Here is a 26,122-nt window from a genome sequence, read left to right as displayed (position 1 = left end):
TGATGATAAAAATCAATCGCTTACCGCGAAAAACCGGTGAAAAACACATTCCACGCACGAGCCAGCCGACGTTGCATAGTGCGTTACAATGTTTCAACTTGAATTTAAAATGAAACACCTGAAACAAAAATGAAACAACCCAACTCCTTCACCCATGAGCAAACCGACAAACCCGTCATCTGGACGGTATCGGTATCGCGCCTGTCCGACTTGTTCCGCGACATCAGCCTCGAATACGACGATCAGGCCATCATCGAACCGATCAATCTCGGCTTCGACGACGCGGTACGGCATATCCGCGCACGGCTCGATCACGAACGCTGCGACGCCATCATCGCCGCCGGTTCCAACGGCGCTTACCTGAAAAACCGGCTGTCGGTACCGGTCATCACCGCCAAGGCCAGCGGTTTCGACATCCTGCGCGCATTGGCGCAGGCGCGTCGCCTGACACCGCATATCGGCCTCATCATGTACCAGCGCACCCTGCCCGAGCTGGCCGACTTCCAGGCCACGTTCGAACTCGACATCGTGCAACGCACCTATGCCACCGAAGAAGACGCGCGCGCCCAGCTCATTGAATTGAAAGCGGCCGGAATCAAGGCCATCGTCGGCGCCGGGCTGATTACCGATCTGGCCGAAGAAGCAGGACTACACGGTATCTTCGTCTACTCCCCAGCCACCATACGCCAGGCCTTCGACGATGCACTGGAACTGGCCAGACTCACGCAACTGGAAGTGCAACGCGGACGCAATGTGCCGGTCGCCGCCGCTCTGCGCACCCGCCACCGCCTCAGCGATCTGCGCGGCACCTCGGCTGCCATGGACACCGTGCGCGACGCCGTCACGCTATTCGCCCGCTCGCCTGCCACGGTCTTGATTGAGGGCGAAACCGGCAGCGGCAAGGAACTGGTGGCGCAGGCCATCCATCGCGAACATCCTCGCACGCAAGGCCGGGCCTCGGAGCATCGGCCCTTCGTCGCCGTCAATTGCGGCGCACTGGCAGAATCCTTGCTGGAATCCGAATTATTCGGCTACGAAGAAGGCGCTTTTACCGGCTCGCGCCGGGGCGGTCGCGCCGGATTGTTTGAAGCCGCGCATGGCGGCACCCTGTTCCTCGATGAAATCGGCGAAATGCCGCTGGGACTGCAAACACGGCTGCTGCGCGTGCTGGAAGAACGGGAAGTAGTGCGGGTCGGCAGCTCAAGGCCGATTCCGGTCGATGTGCGCATCCTCAGCGCCACCCATTGCGATCTGGAACAACGGGTGCGCGACGGACGTTTTCGCGCTGATCTGTTTTACCGGCTGGCAGTGTTGCGGCTAAGACTGCCGCCCCTGCGCGAACGACGCGAAGATATCGTGCCGCTGGCCGAGTGGTGCCTCAAAAACGCCATGGCGGCGCTGGATGTGCGACCGCACCCCAACCTCTCCGCTGAAATCGTCCATTGCCAGACTCTGCTGACAGCGCACAACTGGCCCGGCAATGTGCGCGAACTGCGCAATGTGATGGAACGTCTGGCGCTATTCCTGGCGGCAGAACCCTTGCAGGCACTGACGCCGAACCTGATTGCGCGCATCGCGCCGGAAATTCTGACCACTGCCGTGAAGGCTGATGTGGGGCATGCCGCCAACAACGCAGCAGGAATCTCAACCGAAGCGCCCCCTGCAATAGCAACCGGCATACCGGAAAACCTGAATGACGTCCTGAAGCGCTTCGATGGCGACCGCGCTGCGGCAGCCGCCTTCCTCGGCATCAGCCGCACTACCTTATGGCGCAAGCTGAAAGCGCAGTGATGGTGAATCTTACGCCGCTTCCTTTTTCGCAAAGCCCAGATAACTTTCAATAATCTGCGGATTCGACGCCAGCTCCGCTGCCGGGCCTTCCATTGCCAGCGCGCCCATTTCAAGCACATAGGCATAATCGGCCACCTGCAAGGCTGCGCGCGCATTTTGTTCGATCAGCAAAGTCGCCACGCCGGTCTTGCGCAATTCGCTGATGATGCGGAAAATTTCCTTGGTAATCAGCGGTGCCAGTCCCAGGCTAGGTTCATCGAGCATCAGCACCTGCGGCTTGGCCATCAGCGCCCGTCCCACTGCCAGCATTTGCCGTTCGCCGCCGGACATGGTGCCGGCCGCTTGCTTGCGACGCTGCATGAGTTTGGGGAACAAGGCGTAGACCATCTCCAACTGATCCATATAGTTTTTCTCGCCATTCTTTTTACGCTTGTACGCGCCGAGTTCCAGATTGACTTCCACGCTCATGCTGGCAAACAATTCGCGCCGCTCCGGCACCAGACTCAGCCCAAACGCCACGCGCTCCTCGATCTCCATGCCATTGAGGTTATGGCCCAGATACACCACCGAACCGCTGGCCGTACCAGTCGCCGGCAAGGAACCCATGATGGCATTGAGCAAGGTCGATTTACCCGCGCCGTTAGGCCCGATCACGGTCACGATCTGCCCTTCCGCAATGCGGATACTGGCCCCGTGCAGGGCCTCGACTTTGCCGTAATGGGCGTGCAGATCGCTGACTTCCAGCAAGATTTTTGGGGTCGTCATTCCACACCTCCGAGATACGCTTCCAGCACGGCCGGATGCACTTGAATTTGCGCGGGCGAACCTTCGGCAATTTTCGCGCCGAATTCCATGACGACGATATGGTCGGTCAGTTGCATCACGAAATCCATGTCATGCTCCACCAACAACACGGCCATGCCTTCGCCCCTGAGTTTTTTCAGCAAATCGGAGAGCGCCTGCTTTTCCTGATAACGCAAACCAGCCGCTGGCTCGTCAAGCAGCAATAGCGCCGGATCGCAACACAAGGCGCGTGCGATTTCGACAATCCGCTGCTGACCCAACGCCAGACTACCCGCCGGACGATAGAGCAAATCACCCAGACCGACGCGCTCCAGCTGCCGTCGCGCTTCGAACAAAATTTTGCGTTCTTCCTCTCGGTTACAGCGAAAAATGCTCGCCAGCACGCCGCCCTGCGCTGCATGATCGCCGCGCAGATGCGCCCCGATCGCTACATTCTCCAGCACGCTCATGCCCGCAACCAGACGCACATGCTGGAATGTTCGCGCCAATCCACGTCGCACGATCTGGCGCGAGGACAGGCCTGCAATCGACTGTTGCCGGTAATGAATCTTTCCACCACTCGCGGGCAATACGCCGGTTACTAAGTTGAACGTGGTCGATTTCCCCGCGCCGTTAGGGCCGATCAGGCCCACGATCTCGCCAGCCTTGACCGAGAAGCTGACGTCGTTGACCGCCACCAGTCCGCCGAACTGCTTGCGCGCTGCCACCAGCTCCAGAATGATTTCGCCTTTTTCGGGCTTGGTCTTTTGCAGTAATGGCGGAGCATCGTCCGGTGCCAGTGCCGGCGGTTTGCCGGGAAAGCGCATCTGGATAAAAGGCCACAACCCCTCATTGGCATACTGCAAAAACAGCACCAGCAAGACGCCAAAGACGATCATGTCGAAATTGCCGCCGGAACCCAGCAAGCCCGGCAAATACTCCTGCAAGAAATAACCGAGCACCGTAATGACTCCGGCCCCGAGCAAAGCGCCCCACACGAAACCGGCACCGCCGACGACCGCCATCAGCAAATAATCGATCCCGTATTTCAAACCGAAGGGCGTGGGATTGACCGCATGTTGTAAATGCGCATACAGCCAGCCAGACACGCTCGCCAGCATCGCGGCATAGACGAAGATGACGATTTTCATCCAGGGCGTATTGACGCCCATCGATTCCGGCATGACATAGCCCGACTTCAGCGCACGCACCGCGCGGCCCGGCCGGGAATTCAGAAAATTCTTGACCGATACCAGCGACAGAATCACCGCGCACCAGATCAGGAAATACATAGAGCGGACGCTATTGAATTCAAAGCCAAACAGCGCAATCGAGGGAATGCCGCCGATGCCGTCGTACTTGCCCAGACTATCGAGATTGCCGAACAGGTAATACAGGGACAGGCCCCAGGCGATCGTGCTCAAGGGCAGATAGTGGCCCGACAAGCGCATGGTAAACGCGCCAATCAGCAAGGCCGAGACGCCGGTAATGAGCAAACCCGCCAGCAGACTGAGCCACGGCGACAAGTCGTATTGCGTGGTCAGATACGCCGTTGCATACGCGCCGATACCAACGAACGCAGCCTGTCCGAACGAAGTCAGGCCAGCCACACCGGTCAGCAACACCAGCCCCAGCGTAACGATGCTGTACAAGCCGACATACGACAATAAAGTGATCCAGAACGCCGGTACCGGCAGCAATGGCAGCAACAGGACTAGCAAAAAGACCGCCACCGGCAATGCCGCCAATGCAGCGGACAACAGAGTATTTTTTTTCATGTGCGCGCCTTTAAGCTTCTTCATCCATATGCGTGCTGGAGAGCGAACGCCACACCAATACGGGAATAATCACGGTGAATACAATCAAGTCCTTGAACGAACTGGCCCAGAACGAAGAGAAGCTTTCCAGCAAACCGACGCCCACCGAACCGGCCACTGCCAGCGGATAACTGGCCAGTCCGCCGAAAATCGCGCCGACGAAACCTTTGAGCGCAATCAGGAATCCCGATTCGTAACTGATGATGGTGAACGGCGCGATCAACATGCCGCACACCGCACCGATGCCGGCCCCCAGCGTCAAAGCCAGCTTGCCCGCCTGATTGGTGCCGATGCCCACCAGCCGCGCACCGAGCCGGTTGACGGCCGTGGCGCGCAGAGCCTTGCCCGACAATGAGCGTTCAAAATAAAAATAGATGGCGATAACCAGCGCAATCACCGTGGCGACCACCGCGATGCTCTGCCCCGAAATCACCAGATCGCCGATCGTCAACTGGGCATCGGTAAAGGGTTTGGTATTCGATCCTTCAGGGCCGAACATCAGCAGTCCCAGACCGACCATCGCCAGATGCACACCCAGCGACACAATCAGCAGCACCAGCACGCTGGCATGCGCCAGCGGTTGATAGGCGACGCGATAAATCATCGGTCCCATTGGCACGACGATAGCCAGTGCCAGCGCAATCTGCAGCGGCATCGGCAAGGCCGCCAGCGGCAGAAATTGCGCCAGCAGGGCCAGTGCGATAGGGAACAGTAGAAATTTTCCGCACAGTAGCGGCAAGCGCTGAGGCAGTCGGAGACGGCGTTCCGGGTATTTGAGTGCGGCTGAAATTTCAGCGACGAAGGTTGCCGCTCCCAGTGCCAACAGCAGCCACACGGTAAGCGGTGTCTGGCCACTTTGTATCGCCACCAGAGTCAACGCGCCGTAAGCGGCAAACTCGCCTTGCGGTAAAAAAATGACGCGTGTGACTGAAAAGATCAGTACCAGCGCCAGCGATAGCAGCGCATAAATCGCACCGGTTGTCATGCCGTCCTGCACCAGAGCGGCAACAATTGTCAGATCCACGTCTTCCTCCCTATGAGCTTCTTGATGAAGCATAGTCAACGTGCATCCGGGGGGATGCCGTCAGCCTGTATTTTTTATACTGAATTAAAAGAGCCTCTGATGTAATGGCTACGCACGCCACATTCAATCAGAGACTCCGGGGGCAGTTTGATTGTCCCGATGACTACGCCAGACAGCGTTTAGTTGTGCTTGGCGACCAGCGTCAAAATGTCATACGAAGCCACCAGCTCACCGAGCTGGTTGCTCACTTCAACATCCCAGGCGACCACGCCCTGACCGACGCCGTTAACATCTTTCCGGTTGCGATCAATCTTGCGCTTACAGGTCAGACGCGCCTGTATCGTGTCGCCGATGCCGACCGGTTTGACGAAGCGCAAGGTATCCAGTCCGTAATTGGCCAACACCGGTCCCGGCGCGGGCGATACAAACAAGCCTGCTGCCGCAGACAACACAAAATAGCCGTGAGCAATGCGCTTGCCGAACGGGGATTCTTTCGCAGCGACTTCATCGAAGTGCATGTAGAAATAATCGCCGGAGACGCCGCCGAAATTCACCAGGTCGGCTTCCGACACGGTACGGCGGTGCGTCAGCAAGGAGTCGCCGATCTGCAAGTCTTCAAAATGATGACGGAACGGATGGACTGCCGATTCGCGCACCACAGCGCCGCGCACATGCTCGCCAACGACCGCCGCCAGCATGGTTGGCGAGCCCTGTACTGCTGCGCGTTGCAAATAATGTTTGACGGCGCGCACGCCGCCCAGCTCTTCGCCGCCACCGGCGCGACCCGGACCGCCGTGCTTGAGTTGCGGCAAAGGAGAACCATGTCCGGTCGATTCGGCCGCTGCGGCCTTGTCGAGAATCAGCAAACGACCATGCCAGGCTGCCATTGCCGGAATGGCTTTTGCCGCCACTTTTGGATCGTGCGTGAATAAACTACCGACCAGACTACCGCGTCCGCGTGCCGCCAAATTGAGCGCTTCGTCGAAATCGTCGTAAGCCATCAGGGTGCTGACCGGGCCAAACGCTTCCAGATCATGCACCGCATCGTTGAGCAGCGGATTGCGGCAAACGACCAGCGTCGGCGCAAAGAAAGCACCGTTGGCAACGCCCTCACCGAGCGGATTAAAGCCATCGCTCGCACCAAATGCGATTTCGTTACCTTGCGCCAGCAACGCCAGTCGCTCGGCCACATCGTTTTGCTGCGCTTTGCTGGCCAGCGGGCCCATGCGCACATTGTCCAGATGCGGATCGCCCACCGTCACTTTCGCCAGCCGCGCTCTGAGCTTCTCCGTCAGTGCATCGATATGCTGACGCGGCACGATGGCGCGACGAATGGCCGTACATTTCTGTCCGGCCTTGGTGGTCATTTCGCGCGCCACTTCCTTGACGAACAGATCGAACTCTTCATCGTCGGGCGTGACATCCGGCCCGAGAATGGCGCAATTGAGGGAATCGGCTTCCGCATTGAAGGGCACCGAATGGCGAATCAGATTCGGATTCACGCGCAGCATGGCCGCGGTATCGGCCGAGCCGGTAAAGGTCACGACATCCTGTCCCAACAAGCGATCCAGCAAGTCGCCGGAACTGCCGATAATCAGTTGCAGGCTACCGACCGGCAAAATACCGGACGCATCGATGAGCCGCACCAGCGCTTCGGTCAGATAGCTGGTAGCAGTTGCCGGTTTGACGATACACGGCATGCCGGCAAGGAAGGTCGGCGCAAATTTTTCCAGCACGCCCCACACCGGAAAATTGAAAGCATTGATATGCACTGCCACGCCGCCACGCGGCACCAGAATGTGGCTGCCGACGAACTGGCCCAGTTTACCTAATGGAAACGCGGGACCTTCATGCACCAGATTGCCGGAAGGCAGCTCGTTGCTACCCATGCTGGCATACGCGAACAAAGTGCCGGTACCGCCTTCGATATCGATCCAGCTATCGCTGCGCGTTGCACCGGTATGCAGCGAAATCGCGTACAGGACTTCCTTGTGCTCATTCAGATATTTGGCCAGCGTGCGCAGAAGCGTCGCCCGTTGTTGAAAATCCAGCGCCAGCAACGATGACAAACCCTGCTTGCGCGCATGCGTCAGCGCTTCGTCGAAATCGATGCGCTCGGCATGTGTATGCGCGACAGGCCGGCCATCAATGGCGCTATTGAGTGCCAGCGCAGCGGTACTGCCGATCCAGCGACCGCCGATAAAACTCTGCAAGGTATTACTGTGGTTGGGATTCATCGTTGCTCCGTGACGTCATGTGGCAGGGAGCGGCGTCGTCCTGACGTCCCTCCCCGCCGCAAGTAAAAATGAGATGGTTGGCGTTATTGCTGAAAAACAGAATTGAATCTGAATCAAGGCTGATGTTTCAGGGCTGATGTTTCAGGGCTGATATTTCAAGGCTGATGTTTCAAGGCTGATGTTTCAAGGCTGATTTCAGGGCTGGTATTTCCAGGCACCTTTTTCAATCTTGACCATGACCCGGGCGCGCTGATCCAGACCCAGATGATCGGTGGCCGACATGTTGTAGACCCCATGCACGCCATTGAGATTTTTCACGTTTTCCAGCGCTTCACGCAAGGCGGCGCGGAATTCAGGCGTGCCCGGTTGGGCCTTCTTCAATGCTTGCGGCAAGGCTGCCTGAAGCAGCAGTCCGGCATCCCAGGCGTAACCGCCAAACAACGATACGGAATCTTTGCCGTAGGCCGCTTCATATTTCTGCACATACTCCAGCGCCACTTTGCGCACCGGATGATCGGCAGGCAATTGCGCCGCCACTAACACCGGGCCGGATGGCAACAGCGTACCGTCCAGCATTTTCCCGCCTAGTCGCAAGAAGTCCGCATTGGCAACGCCATGCGTCTGGTAAATTTTCCCTTGATATCCACGTTCCTTGAGCGCGCGCTGTGGCACTACGGCAGGCGTACCGGAACCGGCGATCAGGATGGCGTCCGGTTTGGCGGACATCACCTTCAATACTTGCGCGGTGGCCGACGTGTCGCTTGGAGAAAACCGTTCGTTGGCAACGATTTCCAGTTTCTTGATCGCCGCTGCCTTGCTGAATTCGGTGTACCAGCCCTCGCCGTAGGCATTGGCAAAACCGATGAAACCGACGCGCTTGACGCCCATGTCGACCATGCTCTGCACAATCATCAACGACATCATGCTGTCGTTTTGCGGCGTCTTGAACACCCACTTTTTCTTGGCGTCCATCGGTTCGACAATCCGCGCCGAAGCTGCCAGCGAGATCATCGGTGTTTGCGCTTCTGCCACGACTTCCGTCATCGACAAGGAGTTGGGACTGATGGTCGATCCGATGACCAGATCGGCCTTGTTTTCAGTAATGAAACGGCGCGTGTTCTTGACTGCTTGCGTGGTGTCCGACGCATCGTCAAGCACGATGTAATTGATCTTCTGACCGGCAATGCTGGTCGGTAGCAGTGCGATCGTATTTTTTTCGGGAATGCCCAGCGAAGCGGCTGGGCCAGTGGTCGATAGTGTTACCCCGACCGTGATGTCGGCGTAGGCGGCGCTGCTACCGGTAATCGCCAGCAGTAATGCCAGTCGTCGAATGGATTTCATTGTCTGTCTCCTTATTGGTTTGATTTCTTATTGCCGGCCTGGAGACTCGAAATCTCTTCAGCCTGCGGGTACTGCCTTTTTCTTCTTTACGGCCGGCTTGCGCAGACCCGGAATATCCACGTTGACCGCGCCCATTCCACCGAACAACAAATCCGATACCACTCCGGCCATCTTTTCATGCGTCAGCCCGCCGTCCGGCTTGAGCCACATGAACATCCAGTTGATCATGCCAAACAGCAGCATCGTCAGCGGCTTTGCCATGCGGCTGGCTTCTAACTCGGGCCGCACGCCGACCATTGCCTGCGCCATTGCATCGACCACCTTGCGTTCCCCGCTGAGAATCCGCTTCTGATCCTTCGCTTGCAGGAACTTCACATCCTGCGTCAGTACCCGATGCTCGTTTTGCGCATCGGCATATTCCTCAACAAACCGCTGCACCAGCAGGCGCAGCCTTGCTTCGGGTTCCAGCGTTTGCTGCGCCACTTCATCCACCAGCGCACACAGACGCTCGATATGGCCTTCGCAGATATAGACCAGCAATTCATTCTTGTCGGAAACGTAGTGATACAAGGACGCTTTCGACAAACTGCACGCCTGCGCCACTTCATTCATGGTCGTGGCGGTAAAACCATTACACGCAAACAAGGCCGCAGCCTGTTTGATGATGAGTTCGCGCTGACTGTCAAATCCTGCTGCACGCTTGCGTGGCATATTTTCCTACCCTATCGATGTCGAAAAAAACGTGATTGTGCCGCAATTACGCCGCACAGTTGCCCAATTTCAATTCAGACACCGTGCAACCGGCATATCACGTCACACATCACGCCGCATATCGCACCAGACAAAAACAGAGAGGAAATCGAATTCAAGGCGCTGCGTTGCCTGTCAGCAAGCTTTGCATGAAAGATGCAAAACAGATGCAAAACATTGTTGACCGACCGGTCGGTTGGATTTATTATTAACTAAATTTTGACGGCAAGCAATCGTTTTTTGCTGGTAACGGGACGCGGCAAGTTTCTGCTGCAGGTGCGACTTTCCCGATCCAAGGCGTCAAGGCAGTAATCAATATCAAAAACAATAACGACTAACAGCAAACAAGCGTGCGCTCAATCCAGGGTGTGCAGTCAGGAGATGGCAATGCCCAGCTATGCAATCGAAGGCGTCATACCCGTTGTCGCGCCCAGCGCCTATGTCCACCCTACAGCGGTACTGATAGGCGACGTCATCGTCGGCCCTGACTGCTATGTCGGCCCGCTGGCGAGTCTGCGCGGAGATTTTGGCCGCATCATTCTGGAGCGCGGCTCGAACGTACAAGATAGTTGCGTCATCCACGGCTTTCCCGGCCACGACACAGTAGTGGAAGAAAACGGCCACATCGGACACGGCGCCATTCTGCACAGCTGCATCATCAAGCGTGATGCGCTGGTCGGCATGAATGCCGTCGTAATGGACGACGCCGTCGTCGGCGAACAAGCCATCGTCGCCGCCTGCGCCTTTGTGCGCGCAGGCATGCAGATTCCCCCGCGCACACTGGTAGCGGGTGTGCCAGCCAAAATCATTCGCGAACTCAGTGAGCAGGAAATTGCCTGGAAACTGGAAGGCACGCTGACTTATCAGGACCTGACCAAGCGCTGCCTCGGTAGCATGGTCGAAGTATTACCGCTGGCCGAACTGGAAGCGAACCGGCCATCGTTGAAAGCGCCGGATGTCAAACCATTGATCGCCGCCAAACTCGCTACCCCATCTGCAACCAATCCTGTTAACACCGGAACCGCTGAACAAGCGTAGTGAGCTGCGCAGCTTCATCAGCGATTCTTTTTAATTTTCTTTCTGGAGATAACCATCATGTATGCACAACTGGTAGAAACAGGCACCAAGCACGTACGCTCTCTGGAGGAAATGAGCGCGGAAGAGCAGCTTTTCCAACAGAAAATCGATCGCGGCGTGAAGATCGAACCAAAAGACTGGATGCCGGAGGCCTACCGTAAAACGCTGATCCGCCAGATTTCGCAACATGCACATTCGGAAATCGTCGGCCAATTGCCGGAAGGTAACTGGGTCACGCGCGCGCCGACACTGGAACGCAAAGCCATCCTGCTCGCCAAAATCCAGGACGAAGCCGGTCACGGTCTCTACCTGTACAGCGCTGCCGAAACACTGGGCGTCTCGCGCGATCAGTTGCTGGCCGACTTGCATTCCGGCAAAGCCAAGTACTCCAGCATTTTCAATTACCCCAGCCTGAGCTGGGCCGATATGGGTGCCATCGGCTGGCTGGTCGACGGCTCCGCCATCATCAATCAGATTCCGCTGTGCCGCTGTTCTTACGGCCCGTATGCGCGCGCCATGGTGCGCGTGTGCAAGGAAGAATCCTTCCATGCGCGTCAGGGCTACGACATCATGATGTCGCTGTGCAAAGGCACGGCGGCGCAAAAGCAGATGGCGCAAGACGCACTAAACCGCTGGTGGTGGCCGTCGCTGATGATGTTCGGCCCATCGGATGCCACCTCCGTCAACAGCGCGCAGTCAGCGCAATGGCGCATCAAACTGTTTTCCAACGATGAATTGCGTCAGCGCATGGTCGACCAGACCGTGCCACAAGCCCATTACTTGGGTCTGACCGTCCCCGACGCCGACCTCAAATGGAATGCCGAAACCGAGCATTACGAATTCGGTGCCATCGACTGGGACGAATTCAACAACGTCCTGCGCGGCAACGGCCCCTGCAACAAGGAACGGCTGGAAACCCGCAAACAGGCCAGCGAAGACGGTGCCTGGTTCCGCGACGCCTTGAATGCCCATGCCGAAAAACAGCACGCGGCGCGTCAACAAGTCGCGTGAAATAAAACACCCCATATCCGTGATGACGGCGCAGACAAGACCGCCGCATCACATCAAGCAAAGAGGACAAGACTATGAGCAAAGAATGGCCATTGTGGGAAGTTTTCATCCGCAGCCAGCATGGACTGGCGCACAAGCATGTAGGCAGCCTGCACGCTCCCGACGCCGAAATGGCAGTCAATAACGCCCGTGATGTGTACACGCGACGCAATGAAGGCGTCGGCATCTGGGTCGTACTGGCTACCAACATCGTCTCCAGCAGCCCTGCCGACAAGACCGCACTGTTCGAGCCGGCCAACAACAAGGTCTACCGCCACCCGACATTCTTCCCCATGCCGGAAGAAGTGAAGAACCTTTAATCATGGAAAACACGACCATGACACCATCGACACCAATGACACCGGCAGAACTGCAGACGCAGCGCGCCACGTATGTCCGCCGGCTCGGCGACAACACGCTCATCCTCAGCCAGCGCCTCTCCGAATGGTGTGGCAAAGGGCCGGCGATGGAAGAAGACATGGCGCTGACCAATGTCGCCCTCGACCTGATCGGTCAGGCCCGCCTGTGGCTGGGTTATGCCGCCGAGCTGGAAGGCGGCACAAGCGACGAAGACAAACTGGCCTTCCTGCGCGACGCACCGCAATTCGGCAATCTGCTGCTGATCGAACTGCCCAACGGCAATTACGGCGACACCATTGCGCGCCAGTTCTTTTTCGACAGCTGGCACTATTACCTGCTGCTGGAACTGTGCAAGTCAAACGATACGCGCATCGCCGATATCGCTGAAAAATCGCTGAAAGAAGTCACCTATCATCTGCGCCGCAGTGGCGACCTGATGGTGCGACTGGGCGACGGTACCGAACTCAGCCATCGCATGATGCAAACCGCGATCGACAAAATATGGATGTACACCGGCGAGATGTTCCGTCCTGACGCCATCGACAGCGCCATGCAGGAATGCGGTGCCGCACCCGACCTGAGCAAGCTGCACGCGCTCTGGGTTTCGCATGTGCAAGAGATACTGAGCGAAGCAACGCTGACCATGCCGGCAGTCGATGCCTGGATGCAAAAAGGCGGCAAGCAAGGGCAACATACCGAGCATCTCGGCTATCTGCTGGCGGAAATGCAATTCCTGCAACGCGCCTATCCGGACTCGAAATGGTAAACAAGGAAATTGTCGTGTTGCCCGAGACAGACCAGGTCTGGCTCTGGCTCACCGACGTCTCCGACCCCGAAATCCCGGTCATTTCGGTGGTAGACCTGGGCATCGTGCGCAACGTCAGTCTGCGCATGACCGCAGCGGGAACTGCCTGCACCGTGGTCATTACACCGACCTATTCCGGTTGCCCCGCGATGAAAGTCATTGCCCAGACCATTACCGAAACGCTGCAAGCGCACGGCATTGCGCACGTCGAGATAGAAACGCAACTGTCTCCGGCGTGGACTACCGACTGGATGAGTGAATACGGTAAAAGTCAGCTCTCAGGCTACGGCATTGCTCCACCGGCACAGCAAGTCATCGACATCAGCGGCATCAGCCGCAAACACCGTCTGCAAGCCGAAGTGCCGTGCCCGCGTTGCCATTCGATGAACACCGTCTGCCTCAGCGAATTCGGTTCCACCTCCTGCAAATCCCTGTACCAGTGCAAGGATTGCCTGGAACCCTTCGATTATTTCAAAGCCCATTAGCCCCATCCGGCAGGAAGCATCATGAGCCAATTCCATTCCCTGACAATCGACCGCGTGAAGAATGAAACACGCGACACCATCGTCGTGTCCTTCGCCGTTCCCGCAGAGCTGCAGGACACCTATCACTACCAGCAAGGCCAGCATCTGACCCTGCGCGCCACCATCAATGGCGAAGACTTGCGCCGTTCATACTCGATCTGCTCGGCCGTGCAAGACCGGCAACTGCGCGTGGCGATCAAGCGCACGCCGGGCGGCGTGTTTTCAACCTGGGCCAACGACACGCTCAAGGCTGGCGACAGCATTGATGTCATGCCGCCATCCGGCACTTTCAACCTGCCGCTGGCGAGTGAAAATGAAAAACATTACCTGGCCTTCGCCGCCGGCAGCGGCATCACGCCCATCATGTCCATCATCAAGACCACCTTGCTGAGCGAGCCGAAAAGCCGTTTCACACTGGTCTACGGCAATCGCGCCTCCTCCAGCGTGATCTTCAAGGAAGAACTGACCGACCTGAAAGACACCTGGATGGAACGCCTCAACCTGGTCTATGTCATGAGCCGCGAGCAACAAGACATCGAACTGTTCAACGGCCGCATCGATAAAAACAAATGCGATCAGCTCTTGCAGTCCTGGGTCGAAATCGCTGATATCGACGCCGCCTTCCTGTGCGGCCCGGAAGACATGATCCAGGCTGTCAGCGCCTCGCTCCAGGCACACGGCATGGAAAAATCCCACATCAAGGTCGAACTGTTTGCCGCCGGCAACCATGCGCCGAGAGCCGCCTCTGTGCGTCCGGTGGTGGGCAAGCAGGAATGCGAAGTGACCGTCGTCATCGACGGCTATCACACCGTTTTCACCATGGAAAAAGAAAAAGAATCGCTGCTCGACGCTGCACTCAAGCAAGGCATCGACATGCGCTACTCCTGCAAGGGCGGCGTATGCGCCACCTGCCGCTGCAAAGTGGTGGACGGCAAAGTCGACATGGATCTCAACTACGCCTTAGAAGATTACGAAATCGCCCGCGGCTTCGTGTTGAGCTGCCAGAGCTTCCCCGTTACAGATACCTTGCGCGTCGATTTCGACCAGGACAATTAAGGAAACGATGCCTGCCGCATCGGATACAGGTCTTTTGCAAGCATCGTCACACCCCGCTGCGAATACCCTGCTGACCGATGCTGCTGTTGTCGTCGTCCCGCGTTTTTGCATCGTACAAAAGCGTGAAGCCATTTCACCATGATCCTCCCGGAGACAAACATGCCCTACGAATCCATCCTGTTCAGCATCGACAGCGGCATTGCCCGCCTGACCCTGAACCGCCCGGAAAAACTCAATAGCTTCACCGCCGCCATGCATGGCGAAGTGCGCGATGCACTGGAACGGATCAAAACCGACAGCAGCGTGCGCGTATTGGTGCTGACCGGTGCCGGACGCGGCTTTTGCGCTGGACAAGATTTATCCGACCGCGCCGTCAAGCCGGGCGATTCAGCCGTCGATCTGGGTGAATCGATAGAAAAATATTACGGCCCGCTAGTCTTGAGTTTACGCGCCCTGCCCTTCCCTGTGATCTGTGCGGTCAACGGCGTCGCCGCTGGTGCCGGCGCGAATATCACGCTGGCCTGCGATATCGTGATTGCCGCCCGCTCCGCCAGTTTCGTCGAAGTGTTCTGCAAACTCGGCCTGCTGCCCGACACCGGCGGCACTTACTTCCTGCCGCGCCTGCTGGGTACGGCGCGAGCCATGGGCGTAGCCATGCTGGGCGACAAAATCAGCGCCGAAAAAGCCGAGCAATGGGGTTTGATCTGGAAGTGCGTGGACGATGACCAACTGATCAGCGAAGTCGATGCGCTGGCACAGCATTTCGCCAAAGCGCCGACACAAGGTCTGGCGCACACCAAACAAGCGCTCTACCAGAGTCCGGCCAACACGCTGGAACAGCAACTCCATCTGGAACGCGACAGCATGCGCACGCTGGGCAATACGCACGACTATAAAGAAGGCGTTGCCGCCTTCCTCGAAAAACGCGCAGCACAATTTACCGGAAAGTGATCATGTCTACTGCAAGCACGTCTGCTGTGAACACCCCTGGTGCAAGCACCCCTACTGCCCTGCCCCACTCTTGCGTGGTGGCCGTGATCGGCAGCGGCGCAATGGGTGCCGGCATCGCGCAGGTGGCGGCCGCAGCCGGCTACACCGTCAAACTTTACGATACGCGCCGGCAAGCGGTAGACAAGGCCTTGCAAGACATCCGCAAGGTATTCGACACGCTGGTACAAAAACAGCGCATGAGCGCAGAAGAGGCAATGGCCGCCGCCAATCGCCTGCATCCTGCCGCCTCGCTGGCGGAACTTGGCGATGCCGGACTGATCGTCGAAGCGATTGTGGAAAACCTCGACATCAAGCGCAAACTGTTTGCCGATCTGGAAGAGATCGTGGCAGACGATTGCATCTTCGCCAGCAATACTTCCTCGATTTCGATTACCAGCATCGGTGCCTTGTTGCGCCTGCCGCAGCGGCTGGTCGGGATGCACTTCTTTAATCCGGTGCCGCTCATGGCGCTGGTCGAAGTCATCAGCGGACTGGCCAGCGACAGTTCTGTAGCCTCAAGCGTGTACGCCACCGCACTGGCCTGGGGCAAAAGTCCGGTGTACACCAAATCCACGCCGGGCTTCATCGTCAACCGCGTGGCGCGTCCCTATTACGCGGAAGCCTTGCGCATCCTCAACGAACAAGCCGCCACACCGGCCACCATCGATGCCATCCTGCGCGAAGCCGGCGGTTTCAAAATGGGACCGTTCGAACTGATGGACCTGATCGGGCACGACGTCAATTTCACCGTCACGCAATCGGTGTTCCAGGCCTACTTTACCGATCCCCGCTTCACGCCTTCGCTGATCCAGCAAGAACTGCTCAACGCCGGTTATCTGGGCCGCAAATCGGGACGCGGATTTTATTCGTATGCGCCGGATGCCGTCAGGCCGCTGCCGCAAACCGAATCGAGCGAAAGCACGATGGCAGCGGTCAAGCACCGTATCCTGTTTCAACACGGCAATCCTCTGGCACAGGCGCTGCAGAAACGTCTGACGGCATCCGGCATCGTCAGCGAGACCGGCGACACCGATGATGACGCCTTGCTCCAATGCGGCTCTGCCCGGCTCTACCTGACCGATGGCCGCAGCGCCACCGAACGCGCGCGCGACCATGCGCATAACGACACCGTGCTGCTTGATCTGACACTGGATCTCAACACTGCCACCCGCGTGGCACTGGCCCGCGCCGATCAATGCAGCGACGCGGCCTATCGCTCGCTGCTGTCGCTGCTGCAAGCCGCCGGCCTGACGGTATCGCTGATCGGCGACGTGCCGGGCATGGCCGTCATGCGCACCGTCGTCATGCTCGCCAATGAAGCCGCAGACGCAGTCAATCAAGGCGTCTGTAGCGCCGCCGATGCTGATCTGGCCATGCGCAAGGGCGTCAACTACCCCTGCGGTCCGCTGGCCTGGGCCAATGCCATTGGCGTGCCTTATCTGAGCCGCGTGCTATTCCATCTGGCAGACAGCTACGGCGAAGACCGCTATCGCGTGTCGCCACTGATCCGTCGTAAAAATGCCAACGGAGAACTGTTCAATGTCTGATTCCGCACTGATCTCTACCGCAACACTGCCCGACGATCCGCAAGCGCTGGCAGAAGCCACCGCGCAAGCCATGCACGCCCGCGACAATGCCACCCAATCGCTAGGCATGGATATTGTGGAAATGCGACCCGGCTATGCGCGGCTGTCGATGGCAGTCCGCAGCGACATGCTCAACGGCCATGCCACCTGCCACGGCGGTTTCATTTTTGCGCTGGCCGACAGCGCCTTTGCCTTTGCCTGCAACAGCCGCAACCAGAATACGGTCGGCTCCGGTTGCAGCATCGATTACCTGTCCCCGGGCAAACTGGCCGATGTGCTGACCGCCGAAGCCTTCGAGCAATCGCTGGGCGGACGCACCGGCATCTACGACGTGACCGTTACCAATCAGGACGGCAAGCGCATCGCTCTGTTCCGTGGCCGCTCCTACCGCATCCAGGGCGAGGTGATCGCCGGACTGGCTGCTGCTGCCGACGTCTCTGCCCTACGACCGCGTAGCTGACCCTATTCAACATCAATTAGGACTTACGCAAAAACCCGCTGGCTAGGCGCATTGCCGCAGACAGTGCAAGCAGCACGGCAAGGCGAGACAACAACGCCAGCGAGATTTTGCGTAAGTCCTACCAATAAAAGGAGATTTTCATGACCCAACGCACCCCCCAACCCGGCGAACTCGAAGCCATCGAACTGGCAAGCAAGGACGAATTGCAAGCCCTGCAATTGCAGCGTCTCAAGTGGTCACTGAAACACGCCTATGACAATGTGCCGCACTATCGCGCCTCGTTCGACGCGGCAGGGGTGCATCCCGAAGATCTGAAAACGCTGGCCGATCTCGCCAAGTTTCCGTTCACCGGAAAAAAAGATTTGCGCGACAACTATCCGTTCAACATGTTTGCCGTACCGCGTGAAAAAGTGGTGCGCATCCACGCTTCCAGCGGCACGACCGGCAAACCGACGGTAGTCGGTTATACGCAAAATGACATCGATACCTGGGCCACCGTGGTCGCGCGTTCCATCCGCGCCGCTGGCGGCAGAGCCGGTGACATGGTGCATATCTCCTACGGCTATGGCCTGTTTACCGGCGGTCTCGGCGCGCATTACGGTGCAGAAAAACTGGGATGCACGGTCATCCCGATGTCCGGCGGCCAAACTGAAAAACAGGTGCAACTGATCCAGGATTTCAAGCCCAACATCATCATGGTCACGCCGTCCTACATGCTCAACATCATCGAAGAGTTTCAGCGTCAGGGACTTGATCCGGTCGACAGCTCGCTCAAGATCGGCATCTTCGGTGCCGAACCCTGGACCGATGCCATGCGCTCTGAAATCGAAGCCCGCGCCGGCATCGACGCCGTCGACATCTACGGTTTGTCGGAAGTGATGGGGCCGGGAGTGGCCAGCGAATGCATAGAAAGCAAAGACGGTCCGGTGATCTGGGAAGATCATTTTTACCCCGAAATCATCGACCCTGAAACCGGCGCGGTATTGCCTGACGGCTCGCCGGGCGAACTGGTATTTACTTCGCTGACGAAGGAAGCCTTGCCTATCATCCGCTACCGCACACGCGATCTGACGCGCCTGCTGCCGGCAACTTCGCGTTCCATGCGCCGCATCGGCAAAATCACCGGCCGTTCCGACGACATGCTGATCATCCGTGGCGTCAATGTATTTCCGACGCAAATCGAGGAACTGATTCTGAAGATGCCGCAACTGGCACCGCAATACCAGCTGGTGGTGGGCCGTAACGGCCACATGGATACGCTGAGCGTCACGGTCGAGCTGCGTCCTGATCTGCCGGACGCGCTATCGGACAGCGAAGTCAGCCTGCTGCAACGTGAATTGCAGCATCATGTGAAAACGCATGTCGGCGTCACTACCACCATCACCATCGTCACGACCGGTAAGATCGAACGTTCTGCGGTCGGCAAGGCTAAGCGCATACTAGACCAGCGCCCGAAGCTGACGGATGAGCAACCCAAGGGTTCGATCTGATCGCTGACGCGCCAGCCCAACTATTTAAACAAGGATTTGCATGAACGCATTTATCTGTGACGCCATCCGTACCCCCTTCGGCCGCTTTGGTGGCGCTCTGGCCAGCATGCGCGCCGATGATCTGGGCGCAATCCCGATCCGCGCACTGATCGAAAGAAATCCCGGTGTTGACTGGGCTGCCATCGACGATCTGTTCTACGGCTGCGCCAATCAGGCTGGCGAAGACAACCGCAATGTGGCACGTATGGCGGGCTTGCTCGCCGGCTTGCCGGTGGAAGTGCCGGGCACCACCATCAACCGCCTGTGCGGTTCCAGCATGGATGCAGTCGGCATTGCCGCACGCGGCATCAAGGCCGGTGAAAGCGGACTCGTGATCGCCGGCGGCGTGGAAAGCATGACCCGCGCGCCCTTCGTCATGGCCAAGGCCGAAAGCGCTTTTTCCCGCGCAGCGAAAATCGAAGACACCACCATCGGCTGGCGTTTCGTCAATCCTCTGATGAAAGCCGCCTACGGTATCGATTCCATGCCGGAAACAGCGGAAAACGTGGCGCAGCAATTCGGCATCAACCGCGCCGACCAGGATGCCCTGGCCATTCGCAGTCAGCAACGCTGGGCAGTAGCGCAGGCGGCCGGTTTCTTCGATAAGGAAATCGTGACGGTGCAGATCGCGCAGAAAAAGGGCGATCCGAAATTATTTACGCAAGATGAACATCCACGTCCTGACACGACTATCGAAATGCTGGGCAAGCTCAAAGGCGTAGTGCGTCCTGACGGCAGCGTCACCGCCGGTAATGCCTCGGGCGTGAACGACGGCGCATGCGCCATCTTGCTGGCTTCTGAAGCGGCTGCAGGCAAATACGGCCTGACGCCGCGCGCGCGCGTGCTGGGCATGGCAACGGCCGGTCTGGCACCACGCATCATGGGATTCGGCCCTTCGCCCGCCTCGCGCAAGGTGTTGGCGCTGACGGGTCTGAGTCTGGGGCAGATGGATGTGATCGAACTCAATGAAGCGTTCGCTGCACAAGCGCTGGCAGTGACACGCGACCTCGGTCTGGCCGACGACGCCGCGCATGTCAATCCTAACGGCGGTGCAATCGCCATCGGTCATCCGCTGGGGGCCTCCGGTGCGCGACTGATCACGACCGCATTGAATCAATTGGAACGGATTGGCGGCCGCTACGCGCTATGCACGATGTGCATCGGCGTGGGTCAGGGCATTGCCATCATTATCGAACGCGTGTGATAAACAACATGGCCTCCTGAACGGAGGCCATGGCGGATACCTCTGGCTTTTTCGATATCCTTCTTACGATCTATTCTGAGATTGTTTCTGCCAGAACTGTTGTGAGATGAATTGCCACTGATCAGTGGCAATTCAAATCAAAACCGTCAAGCGCGCTTGAACGTCATTACTTCCCCTACCGCATTGAACTGCCTCTTCAACAGGCGCATCTCCACCTGCACTTGTTCCAGGTTCGCCAGTTTGACGTGGCCGTAACCACGCACTTTCTCCGGCAATTGCGCCAGCTTCAGCGCTGCGGCCTTGTTGTCCTTGCTTAAATCGCGGCAAATGTCGTCGATCAAAGAAATATAGGCATCGCGCCAGTCGCGCTCGCGCTTGCGTTCTTCGGTGTAGCCAAAGATATCCAGCGGTGTGCCGCGTACGATCTTGAGCGGTGCCATCAACTTGAAGGCAGACAGCATCCAGCCGCCAAAGTCGCGCTTGAAAGCCAGCGTGGAACCCTTGCGCTTCTTCGATACCAGCGGCGCAGCAAGATGGAAGGACAAGCGGTAATCGCCTTCGAATTGCGCGGCGATCTGCTCCATGAAAACCGGGTCGCTATGCAAGCGGGCAACCTCATATTCATCCTTGTAGGCCATTACTTTGTACAGATAACGCGCCACAGCTTTGGATAAAGTTTTTTTCGATTCCACACCATCAACTTCGCGTTCTTTTTGCTCCACGCGACGGACTATCTCCAGATAGCGTCCGGCATAGCTGGCATTCTGATACTTGGTCAGTAAGTCCTGCCTGAACGCCAGCATCTCTTCTAATGACTTCGGCGCTGTAAACTGAATCACTTGCGCGCTCGGCTTAACCAGTCCGCTCAATGCCGCTGCATCCGCCGCCGCCAGACGACCCAGCGTGAACGCCTTCTTGTTCATGTCGACCGCGACCTTATTCAATTCAATCGCCCGCATCATCGCCGCCAGACTCACCGGCACCAGACCCTTTTGCCAGGCATAGCCCATCATCAGAATATTCGCACCAATCGGCTCGCCCAGCACTTGCGCCGCCACATCCTGCGCGTCGATGGACTCCACATTGGTATCGCCTGCGGCCGCGCGGATTTTCTCGAACAGACCTGCCTTGTTGACGCTGGCGTCAGGGTTATGCGTGAATTCCGCTGTCGGGATTTCTCTATCATTGGCGACCACCTGCGTGTGTCCGTGACGCATGACCGATAGCGAATCCGTCATCGCTGCCACTACCAGATCGCAGGCCAGAATTGCATCTGCCTGTTGCAAATCGATGCGCACCTGATTGAGTCCGGCTGGCGAAGCGGCGATCCGTACATGCGACATGACCGCGCCGCCCTTCTGCGCAAAGCCCATGAAATCGAGGGTGGACGCGCCCTTGCCTTCCAGATGCGCCGCCATGGTAATGAGCGCACCGACCGTCACTACGCCCGTACCGCCGACACCCGCCACCAGCATTTCAAACGGTTTATCGAAAGACCAGACCGCAGGCAAAGGATAGGCACTCAGTTGCTGTTCCAGATCGGCCAGTGAAACTTTGGCAGCGGCAGGTTTTCTGAGTTGCCCACCCAACACCGAGACGAAGCTGGGGCAAAAACCTTCCACGCAGGAATAATCCTTGTTGCAGGAAGATTGCTCGATGTGGCGTTTGCGGCCCAGCTCGGTTTCCAGCGGCAGAATAGACAGACAATTCGATTGCACGCCGCAATCGCCGCAGCCTTCGCACACGGCAGGGTTGATCATCATGCGTCGTTGCGGATCGGGGAAAGCGATGTTTCCCGGTTTGTTTTTCTTGCGCCGCCGGCGCTTTTCCGCCGCGCAGGTCTGGTCGTAAATCAGGACAGTGACGCCTTCGGTTTCGCGCAACTGGCGCTGGATAAAATCGAGTTCACTGCGATGATGTACCGTGACGCCGGTCAGCAATGGTACGGCGGCATACTTTTCTGGTTCATCGCTCACCACCACCACTTTCGCCGCACCTTCGCTACTGACTTGCTGCACAATTTGCGACACCGTCAAGGTACCGTCCACCGGCTGACCGCCGGTCATGGCCACGGCGTCGTTATATAAAATTTTGTAAGTGATATTCGTGCGTGCGGCAATCGCTTGCCGGATCGCCAGTGAGCCGGAATGGAAGTAGGTGCCGTCGCCCAAATTCTGAAAGACATGCTTTTCATTGGTGAAACGCGACGCCGCCACCCAGGGCGCGCCCTCGCCGCCCATCTGCGTCAAGTTGAAGGTGCTGCGGTCCATCCAGGTCGCCATGAAATGACAGCCGATACCGGCCAGTCCGCGACTGCCTTCCGGCACGCGGGTCGAGGTATTGTGCGGGCAACCGGAACAAAAATAGGGCGTGCGTTTGACGGCGTCGGCCGCGTTCGAGAGCAAATCGGCCGCGCAAAATTTCGGCTGCTGTTCGTGCAGTTTGAGCGCCGGCAGTTTCGGCCCCAGCCAACGAATCAGCGCAGGCGCAATACGCGAAGGCCGCAATTCACCGAGTGCCGATAGCAGCGGCTGGTTGTGCGCATCGGTCTTGCCGAGAATTTGCGGACGGCTTGCTTGCGGCAGGTTGTACAGAATCTGCTTGAGCTGATCTTCGATCACCGCGCCTTTTTCTTCGACCACCAGCACTTCGTCCAGCCCGGCGACAAACGAGAGCAGACGACTGCGTTCCAGCGGATAAGTCAGGCCGGGTTTGTACAGCCGCACGCCGAGTTCTTCCAGCCGTTGCTGCGGCAAACCCATGCGCTGCAAGGCTTCAATCAGGTCGAGATAGGCTTTGCCAGCACTGATGATGCCCAGCGTGGCACCCGGTGCAGCAACGACCAGCCGATCGATGGAATTGCGCCGCGCAAAGGCTTGCACCGCATGAAGTTTTTCGCTCAGTCGTTCTTCCAGCGCCAGACTGGGAAGATCGGGCCAGCGGTAATGCAAACCGTCGCTCGGATAGGTGTAATCGTCAGGGATGACATAGGTAGTTTTCTGCGGCAGGCGCACCACGGCACCTCCTTCCACCGTTTCTGAAATCGCTTTAAAGCCGACCCAGTTGCCGGAAAAGCGCGACAGCGCCCAGCCATACAGACCGAACTCCAGATATTCCTCGATATTGGCGGGATTGAGGACCGGCATGCTCCACGCCATCAGCGCTTGCTCGCTCTGATGCGGCATGGAAGAAGAAACGCAGCCGTGGTCGTCGCCCAGAACCACCAGCACGCCGCCTAGCGGAGAAGAACCGTAGGCGTTGCCATGCTTGATGGCATCGCCGGCGCGATCCACGCCGGGACCCTTGCCGTACCACATGGCGAACACGCCATCAACCTTGCGCTGCGGGTCGCTGCCGACCTGCTGACTACCAAGCACTGCCGTCGCGCCGAGGTCTTCGTTGATGGCAGGTAAAAATTCGATGCCGTGCGATTCCAGCAGGGCCTTGCCGCGCCAGACTTCCTGATCCACCGCACCCAGCGGCGAACCGCGATAGCCGCTGATGAAACCGGCGGTATTGAGGCCCTGCCCGACGTCGGACAGTTTCTGCATGACCATCAGACGCACCAGCGCTTGCGTTCCGGTCAGAAAAACATGACCTTCCTGACGGCGCAGATTGTCGTCGAGTTGATAGGCGGCATCGGCCAGCGGTGACAAACCGTCGTTTGTATTGAGTGCGGTAGCGTGCGTGTGCAGTTGCCTGGTGGACATATCCATTGCGTCTCCTCATCGCCGCCCATGAGATGCAGGCAGCTTGTATTATTGATGGCTAATGTTAGGATTCGCAGCCAGAAAAATTATTCCTATCTGCCGCTCAAATTCGTCCACACAGAAAAACTATTTTTATTTTTAGGCCTTTATGGAAAATTCCACTCTTGACGCTGCTTCGATTGAAATCCTGAAGGAATTGCAGCGCGACAGCCATATTTCCAATAACGATCTGGCGGAGAAAATCGGGATGTCGGCAACGCCTTGCTGGCGTCGTCAGAAAGAACTGGAAGAGAAGGGTTTCATCGTGCGCTATGCGGCCCTGGTGGACCGTCGCAAGGTCGGCTTGCCCTTGTGCTGCATGCTGCATATATCACTGACGCGCCACGCCGAAGGGGTGGTGAGCAATTTCGAGGAGGCCATGAAACTGCGGCCTGAAGTGATGGAATGCTATGAAGTGACCGGCACGTCGGATTATCTGGTCAAGGTAGTCTTGGCGGACATGGAGGCTTACCACGACTTTCAGCATAACGTGCTGTTTAAACTGCCCGGCGTGTCGCAGGTCAACACCAGCGTGGCGCTGCGTGAAGTGAAATATGAAACGGCTTTGCCGCTATAAAAAAGCACGCGTTCGCTTGTCGTCATTTTCCAAACGACAAGCGCAGCAATCGCCTTGCTGATTCAAGAGTTACTGATTAAAGAATTACTGATTCAAGAATTACTGATTCAAGAATAATAGGCTTGGATGGCCGCGATACACGCCTGTGCATCGCCGCTAATCTGCACACTGGAATGCGCCAGCATGAGGTTGCGTGACAGGCCGAAATCTTCGACGGCGTAACCGTCCGCATCGCGACCCGCGCTGTCGCAGGGAATCTGTTGCCGGAGACTCATGACGGGGACGTTATAGCACCAGACTTTTTTGCCTTTGCCGATGGCATAAGCGATTTCAAACACCGTTCCCGAATCCGGCTCGCTGCCGCGAAAATTCTGCACATTCGCCATGACGATATCGGCGGCATTGATGAGGGCGATGTTTTGTTCGTAAATGCGTTGCGAGAAGGGGCTATCGGGACTATCAGGATCATCAGGAATCTCATCATCTGCCGGACAAAGCGGCAATAAACCCGCCGCCTGACAGAGCTGCTTGAGTCTGTCCTTGTGCGCGGCGTAGTCGGCGCGAAATACATCCGGCCCCGCGAGATAGATTTTTTTCATACGCATGGTTTCCCGCCGGCGGCCTCATCCATGAACCACAGCAAATCGCCATCGGTCTGCACCTGCGCCGCAGGAAAACGCAGGTCGCCGTTCAGCACCTCCTCGACCACTTTGCTTTTCGCTGCACCGGCCACCAGAAACACCACTGCCGCCGCACTTCCCAGCACCGGAAAGGTCAGCGAAATGCGCGGCTCCGGCTTGACGCCTTCGACGGCTACGACCCACGCTTTTTCTTCCGTCAGCGCAGCCGTGCCGGGAAACAGTGACGCGGTATGGCCGTCATCGCCCATTCCCAGCAAATTGACATCAAACAAGGGACGCGCCGGATCGATCATCTCGGCACCGTAATACGCTTGCAAGCGCAAGGCATAGTCTCGCGCTGCGGCTTGCGGCGTGAGTCCGGTCTGCACCGCATGCACATTCGCTTGCGGCAGCGGCACATGCGCGATCAGCGCCTGCTTCACCATGCGGTAATTGCTGTCGGGATGGTCGTGCGGAACGCAGCGTTCATCGCCCCAAAACAGATGCAATCGCGCCCAGTCGATGCGACGCGCATAGTCCGGCGTGGCGAGTAAAGCGTACAAAGGACGCGGCGTAGAACCACCCGACAACGCCAGCGCAAACGGCCCGCTACTGTTTTCGATACGCGCCGTCAGCCATTCGGCAAGATGGCGGATCAGACTGGATTGATCCGGGTAGATTTTTTTAACGGCGCTTGTCATGCATGAGTTCCTTCTCGCGGGCGATGTCTGTCTGAATGCAGAGTATGCCAGCGAATGCCGCCAGGACGGTGCTTTTACAGAGAAAACCCAG

The 26,122-nt window shown here is 57.8% G+C and carries 22 protein-coding genes; 13 read left to right on the top strand and 9 right to left on the bottom strand.

The annotated features are described in order from the left end of the window. Positions 1–129: 129 nt before the first annotated feature. Positions 130–1,791, top strand: coding sequence for a propionate catabolism operon regulatory protein PrpR (gene prpR / locus RGU70_RS07340; protein WP_322208738.1), 1,662 nt, complete (start codon positions 130–132; stop codon positions 1,789–1,791). 9 nt (positions 1,792–1,800) lie between these two features. Here prpR and RGU70_RS07335 read toward each other — a convergent pair whose 3' ends face one another. The 6 genes from RGU70_RS07335 to RGU70_RS07310 all read right to left on the bottom strand — a co-directional run bounded on the left by RGU70_RS07335 (position 1,801) and on the right by RGU70_RS07310 (position 9,704). Beyond that, a complete protein-coding gene (locus RGU70_RS07335) occupies positions 1,801–2,556 on the bottom strand; it encodes an ABC transporter ATP-binding protein (protein WP_322208737.1) in 756 nt (251 codons plus the stop codon). Continuing rightward, positions 2,553–4,352: a branched-chain amino acid ABC transporter ATP-binding protein/permease gene (locus RGU70_RS07330; protein WP_322208736.1), complete on the bottom strand. Its 1,800-nt coding sequence runs from the start codon at positions 4,350–4,352 to the stop codon at positions 2,553–2,555. The genes RGU70_RS07335 and RGU70_RS07330 overlap by 4 nt, the downstream gene beginning before the upstream one ends. A 10-nt stretch (positions 4,353–4,362) precedes the next feature. Further along, a complete protein-coding gene (locus tag RGU70_RS07325) occupies positions 4,363–5,415 on the bottom strand; it encodes a branched-chain amino acid ABC transporter permease (RefSeq protein WP_322208735.1) in 1,053 nt (350 codons plus the stop codon). 179 nt (positions 5,416–5,594) lie between these two features. Continuing rightward, positions 5,595–7,652 carry a phenylacetic acid degradation bifunctional protein PaaZ gene (gene paaZ / locus RGU70_RS07320; protein WP_322208734.1) on the bottom strand — a complete coding sequence of 686 codons (2,058 nt, stop codon included), beginning with the start codon at positions 7,650–7,652 and terminating at the stop codon, positions 5,595–5,597. A 195-nt stretch (positions 7,653–7,847) separates the two neighbouring features. After that, positions 7,848–8,993: an ABC transporter substrate-binding protein gene (locus RGU70_RS07315; protein ID WP_322208733.1), complete on the bottom strand. Its 1,146-nt coding sequence runs from the start codon at positions 8,991–8,993 to the stop codon at positions 7,848–7,850. A 57-nt stretch (positions 8,994–9,050) separates the two neighbouring features. Next, positions 9,051–9,704, bottom strand: coding sequence for a TetR/AcrR family transcriptional regulator (locus RGU70_RS07310; protein WP_322208732.1), 654 nt, complete (start codon positions 9,702–9,704; stop codon positions 9,051–9,053). A 426-nt stretch (positions 9,705–10,130) separates the two neighbouring features. Between RGU70_RS07310 and paaY the strand changes: the two genes are divergently transcribed. The 11 genes from paaY to pcaF all read left to right on the top strand — a co-directional run bounded on the left by paaY (position 10,131) and on the right by pcaF (position 20,384). Further along, positions 10,131–10,781, top strand: a complete 651-nt coding sequence (paaY, locus tag RGU70_RS07305) for a phenylacetic acid degradation protein PaaY (RefSeq protein ID WP_322208731.1) — start codon at positions 10,131–10,133, stop codon at positions 10,779–10,781. 57 nt (positions 10,782–10,838) lie between these two features. Further along, complete coding sequence (gene paaA, locus RGU70_RS07300) at positions 10,839–11,831, top strand: 1,2-phenylacetyl-CoA epoxidase subunit PaaA (RefSeq protein WP_322208730.1); 993 nt, start codon at positions 10,839–10,841, stop codon at positions 11,829–11,831. A 74-nt stretch (positions 11,832–11,905) separates the two neighbouring features. After that, positions 11,906–12,190, top strand: coding sequence for a 1,2-phenylacetyl-CoA epoxidase subunit PaaB (paaB, locus tag RGU70_RS07295; RefSeq protein ID WP_322208729.1), 285 nt, complete (start codon positions 11,906–11,908; stop codon positions 12,188–12,190). Positions 12,191–12,192: 2 nt separating this feature from the next. Then, a complete protein-coding gene (gene paaC / locus RGU70_RS07290; protein ID WP_416186488.1) occupies positions 12,193–12,996 on the top strand; it encodes a 1,2-phenylacetyl-CoA epoxidase subunit PaaC in 804 nt (267 codons plus the stop codon). Beyond that, the gene (gene paaD, locus RGU70_RS07285; protein ID WP_322208728.1) at positions 12,990–13,520 is read left to right on the top strand and encodes a 1,2-phenylacetyl-CoA epoxidase subunit PaaD; all 531 of its coding nucleotides are present in this window, start codon (positions 12,990–12,992) and stop codon (positions 13,518–13,520) included. Before paaC ends, paaD begins: the two co-directional genes overlap by 7 nt. Positions 13,521–13,541: 21 nt before the next feature. Then, positions 13,542–14,615 carry a 1,2-phenylacetyl-CoA epoxidase subunit PaaE gene (gene paaE, locus RGU70_RS07280; protein ID WP_322208727.1) on the top strand — a complete coding sequence of 358 codons (1,074 nt, stop codon included), beginning with the start codon at positions 13,542–13,544 and terminating at the stop codon, positions 14,613–14,615. A 159-nt stretch (positions 14,616–14,774) separates the two neighbouring features. Further along, positions 14,775–15,566: a 2-(1,2-epoxy-1,2-dihydrophenyl)acetyl-CoA isomerase PaaG gene (paaG, locus tag RGU70_RS07275; RefSeq protein ID WP_322208726.1), complete on the top strand. Its 792-nt coding sequence runs from the start codon at positions 14,775–14,777 to the stop codon at positions 15,564–15,566. A 2-nt stretch (positions 15,567–15,568) separates the two neighbouring features. Beyond that, positions 15,569–17,152: a 3-hydroxyacyl-CoA dehydrogenase PaaH gene (gene paaH / locus RGU70_RS07270; protein ID WP_322208725.1), complete on the top strand. Its 1,584-nt coding sequence runs from the start codon at positions 15,569–15,571 to the stop codon at positions 17,150–17,152. Continuing rightward, positions 17,145–17,651, top strand: coding sequence for a hydroxyphenylacetyl-CoA thioesterase PaaI (gene paaI / locus RGU70_RS07265; RefSeq protein ID WP_322208724.1), 507 nt, complete (start codon positions 17,145–17,147; stop codon positions 17,649–17,651). The genes paaH and paaI overlap by 8 nt, the downstream gene beginning before the upstream one ends. 140 nt (positions 17,652–17,791) lie before the next feature. Next, complete coding sequence (gene paaK / locus RGU70_RS07260) at positions 17,792–19,141, top strand: phenylacetate--CoA ligase PaaK (RefSeq protein ID WP_322208723.1); 1,350 nt, start codon at positions 17,792–17,794, stop codon at positions 19,139–19,141. Positions 19,142–19,181: 40 nt separating this feature from the next. After that, entirely contained in the window at positions 19,182–20,384 is a 1,203-nt protein-coding gene (gene pcaF / locus RGU70_RS07255; protein ID WP_322208722.1) for a 3-oxoadipyl-CoA thiolase, read from the top strand. Between the two features lie 146 nt (positions 20,385–20,530). Here the strand turns inward: pcaF and RGU70_RS07250 are convergent, their stop codons facing one another. Then, a complete protein-coding gene (locus tag RGU70_RS07250; RefSeq protein ID WP_322210734.1) occupies positions 20,531–24,094 on the bottom strand; it encodes an indolepyruvate ferredoxin oxidoreductase family protein in 3,564 nt (1,187 codons plus the stop codon). 148 nt (positions 24,095–24,242) lie between these two features. Here RGU70_RS07250 and RGU70_RS07245 point away from each other — a divergent pair, with 148 nt between their 5' ends. After that, positions 24,243–24,710, top strand: coding sequence for an Lrp/AsnC family transcriptional regulator (locus RGU70_RS07245; protein ID WP_322208721.1), 468 nt, complete (start codon positions 24,243–24,245; stop codon positions 24,708–24,710). Positions 24,711–24,817: 107 nt separating this feature from the next. On the opposite strand, the gene RGU70_RS07240 is transcribed toward RGU70_RS07245, so the two are convergent. Both RGU70_RS07240 and pgl read right to left on the bottom strand, forming a co-directional pair. Beyond that, positions 24,818–25,315, bottom strand: coding sequence for a nucleoside 2-deoxyribosyltransferase (locus RGU70_RS07240; RefSeq protein ID WP_322208720.1), 498 nt, complete (start codon positions 25,313–25,315; stop codon positions 24,818–24,820). Then, entirely contained in the window at positions 25,306–26,031 is a 726-nt protein-coding gene (gene pgl, locus RGU70_RS07235) for a 6-phosphogluconolactonase (protein WP_322208719.1), read from the bottom strand. The genes RGU70_RS07240 and pgl overlap by 10 nt, the downstream gene beginning before the upstream one ends. Positions 26,032–26,122: the final 91 nt, after the last annotated feature.

Source organism: Herbaspirillum sp. RTI4, from assembly GCF_034313965.1.
Classification (GTDB): Bacteria; Pseudomonadota; Gammaproteobacteria; order Burkholderiales; family Burkholderiaceae_D; genus Herbaspirillum.
The sequence above is the reverse complement of the archived record's forward strand: the minus strand, read 5'-3'. Positions and strand labels throughout refer to the sequence as shown.